Raw genomic sequence first — 3,787 nt, forward strand, 5'->3', positions numbered from 1 at the left:
TAGTCGCGCACGGCACTGACCGTCGGCATGACGATGTTCGGCAGCGAGCCCGCCTTGCCCCCGTAGAAGCTGCCGAAGTTGAACACTTCGACCGGGACGGTTTGGTACTTCGCATCTTTCAGGTACGCGAAGCTTGGGCGCCGCCCCCCCTGGCCGTTGTCTGGGGGATATTGACCGGGTACGACGTTCTGCTTGACGTCCCAGGGTTCGGCAATGGAACTCCACCCATTGCCCGTGGGTTCGTAGCGGCGCGCCACGCGGTAGGTGGCTCTCACGCCGACACGGATGTCACGCAGGATGGGGTTGTCCTCGAAACGGTATCGCGCGTCTGCCTTCCATGCGTACAAGTCGCCGTCGGCCTTGCTGGCGCTCGGCATGATCAGGTTCCAGTAATAGTGTTTCGGATCGGCCAGGAAATCCGTGGCGGCCTGGTCGAACTCGAGGCGCAACGGGCCCTTTCCTGACACGTCGATGCCCATGCTTGGCGCGAAAGTGCCCAACTGCAGGTTGCGGCCGACCGAATCGTTCTTCGCGTGAACCCACTGGACGTCGTTCTGCAGCAGCCAGTTGTCGTTGACGGCCCACTTGAAGTTCCACGCCAGTTCACCGGTCTTCGAGGTGGTCTGGTTCCAGCCGCGCGTGATCTGCAAGCCCAGGCCGCCAGCCTCGAAGTCGTTCGCCCCGGGCCCGGTCGGATAGGTGTACTTGCCCGAGAGCAGCACATTGTTGGCGTCGTACTTCGCTGTCGCGGGGTCGATCTTCGACTTGTACGCGTTCTCGATACCGGTGTAGAAGCCCTGCTCGCTGCCCGTCTCCCGTGTGCCCGACACGAAATAAGTCAGCGACGAGTCCATGCCGTCCTTCTTCCACTGCAGCGCGCCGTAGAAGCCGGCGCGTTCGTTGTCGCCGGTGTTGTTGCGGAACGAGGCCGATTTCGGCGCCCACGCCACCTTGCCCTCGATCAGGTCGGTACGGGGGTAGTAGGCGTCCAGTTGGAGGCTCTCGTTCTGGAAGCTGGTGTGGTTGTAGGACACATCCAGCAGCACGCCCACACGGCCGATGTCCGTATTCCACTGCGTGGTGTACAGCCCCGACAGGCTGGGCGAATTCTTGCCTGAGCGCTGCACGTAGTTGTTGCCCGCCGACATGTAGGCCTTGGTCACCTTGTAGTCAAAGGGCAAGGCCGTGCGCAGGTTCACCGTGCCGCTGACGCCGCCTTCGATGATTTCGCTGGAGGGGTTCTTGTAGACGTCCACGCCGGCCATCAGCTCAGGCGGGATGTCGCCCCAGCTCAGCTCGCGGCCCGGCCACCCGGCAGAGAATGACTCGCGGCCATTCAGCAGCGACGAGCCCCAGCTCAGGCCGCGCACGCTGATGCCCGAGCCTTCGACGGAGAAGTGCTCCGGGTCGCCGCGCGACTTGTTGCGGTCGATGACGACGCCGACGACGCGCTGCAGCACTTCGGTGATCGACTTGTCCGGCAGCTTGCCGGCCTCTTCGGCGACGACCGAGTCGACGATTTCCTCGGCGTTCTGCTTGATCTTCTGTGCCGACTGCAGCGCTGCGCGCTGACCGGTGACGACGACGGTTTCCAGGTTTGCCGGCTTTTCAGCCGCCGACTGCGCCAGCGCGGCGCTGCCGACGGTCAGCAGCATCATGTGGACCATGCCGCGATGGATGGCCGTGGTGCGGAATTGTTTTTTCATGGTGTCTCCGTATTCCTTCGATGAGTCGGCGGCAGCGCGCCCGTGTGGGCGGCTTCGCCTTCTCGGCATCGGATGCCGTGGCACTTGCCCGATCAACACGGGAGACCGGCCACCGGCACGCRACGCCGCGCGCGAACTGGGTTATTGGAAGTAGATGAGGCCCTTGAGGGTCAAGTCGGAGGCAGTGATGCCGTCGGTCTTGTTGTCCAAGTTGATGTCCATCAGCCAGAAGCGCGTGCGCACCACGGTGGAGGACTTCAGCAGCGTCGCAGCCGAGGCACGCGAGGCCGCAAGCTTGTCCAGGGCTGCCTTGAACGCGGCTTCGTTGACGGGGGCGCCCGTGCTGTCATACGGATTCGGCAGCTTGCGCACATCGTCGTCCAGCGAAGCCTTGGTGATGTCCGGCAGGCCGCACGACTCAGTGACCGCAAAGTTGTCCAGAGGCACGGCGTAGCTGACCATCCCCGCCTTCGGGACCCACACCAAGGTGCTCAGAGCGACGTTGCAATTGTTTTTATTGCTCTTGCCCAGATCCAGGTGCACGACGATGGGCTTCGCAGCCGCGAAGAGCTCGGCATTGACGCCCAGGGTGAAGTTGAGCGTCTTCTCGTTGGTCACCTTCAGCCCGTTGAGGGTGTCGTCATCCGTCTTGAACCCGATGGTCCAAGGCGAGAAGATGTCGATGCGATTGAAGCCGTAATTCCAGTTACCCGGGGTCCACCTGCTCTCGGGAAGGTGCAGTGAAGAAACGAGAGACAACCCGTCGTCGGAGACCTTGCTGTAGCACCAGTTCTCCACACTTGTGCCATCGTCGGCATTGGCGTTACACCGCTCCCAGCCCGCGGCCAGAGTGCTGCTCCAGGGGTTGACGGACACACGACCGCCTTGCCAGGTTCTGTAGGACTCCGTCCAGCCGACGCTGCTGCCTGGCGCAAACCCACTAGACACCAACAGCGGGTCGGCGAGCACCTGAAGCTTCTCAGAAGTGCCCGCTGCGCTGGACAGGGTCACCGCGCAGCTACCCTTGGCGGTCAGACGAAGCTCATTGCCGGCCACCGTGCAAACCGTGGGCGTGGTGCTTGCGTACGTCAGGGCGTTGCCATTGGCATCGACCGTGCCCAGCACGACTGTTTGAGTCGCGCCGCCCAACGGAACCACCGCGGGCGGCAAGGCGCCGATTTCAATGAAGGCCTGCCCCTCGGGCATGGCTGTGTATGAGTCATTTTCCGCCGCCGTCACCCCAAGCGTGCAGAACCCTTGCTGCAGGACTTTCAGCGTCGTGCCGCTGACCGTGCAAACCTCGGGCGTCTTCGTCGCCGTGTAGGTTGCCGGCATGCCAGCGTCAGTTTTGTCTGGCAGCGTGATGTTGACGGGAGCCGCTCCGCGCAGAACGATGCCCACCGGCACCAGCGGGCGTTGTGCATGCTTCAACACGACGAACACTTGGCTCGTATCGTCTGCAGCAGCCCATACGGTGCMGTCCGAGCCAACGCCGCCGGGTTGGCTCGCGATGACCAGGCAGTCTCCTGCAGCCACCAGGGTCACCTGTTTGTCCGCCACCGTGCAGGTGGTGGGCGTGCCGGTACGGAAGCTGACCGGCAACCCGGAAGTGGCTGTTGCGGACAACGCGGTCGGGCCGTTCAACAAGGTGTTGCCGCCCGGATATTTGAAGCTGATGGCCTGGAAGCGCCCCTCAGACCCTCCACCACTATCTCCGCCCCCTCCGCCCCCGCAGGCGGCCAAAAAAGCGCATGCCGCTACAGCGGTCAACTTCTTGGCGTGTGGAATCGACTTTTTCGTCACGTTCTGTCTCCTTTTCTGAAATAACTGGTAGCTGCTCAACTGCAGAACTTGCAGCGAGAGCGCTCCTTTGAGCTCGGGCCCGTCTCGCCGAACCCAAGCCATTTGGTTCGGGCGTTGAACGAACTATTTCCGAGTAAAAAAGCCCCCCATCGGCGTGCTTGTTCACCGTGGTTGGGTCTCATCCACCCCAGCCGAACGGTGGCGGAGGATGTGAATTCGAGGCAGCCCTTCACACGGCCGGTCCTAGCCCCAGAACCACCGCCCGAGGTGCGCACGGC

At 62.9% G+C, this 3,787-nt stretch carries 2 protein-coding genes; both read right to left on the reverse strand.

Annotated elements, in window-relative coordinates:
• The coding region (locus AC1DU6_RS23055) for a TonB-dependent receptor plug domain-containing protein (RefSeq protein ID WP_477859869.1) at positions 1-1,706 on the reverse strand (1,706 nt) is incomplete at its 3' end.
• 141 nt (positions 1,707-1,847) lie between these two features.
• The gene (locus tag AC1DU6_RS23060) at positions 1,848-3,548 is read right to left on the reverse strand and encodes a hypothetical protein (RefSeq protein ID WP_477859871.1); all 1,701 of its coding nucleotides are present in this window, start codon (positions 3,546-3,548) and stop codon (positions 1,848-1,850) included.
• Positions 3,549-3,787 lie beyond the last annotated feature (239 nt).

It is taken from the genome of Roseateles sp. P5_B10 (assembly GCF_056400485.1).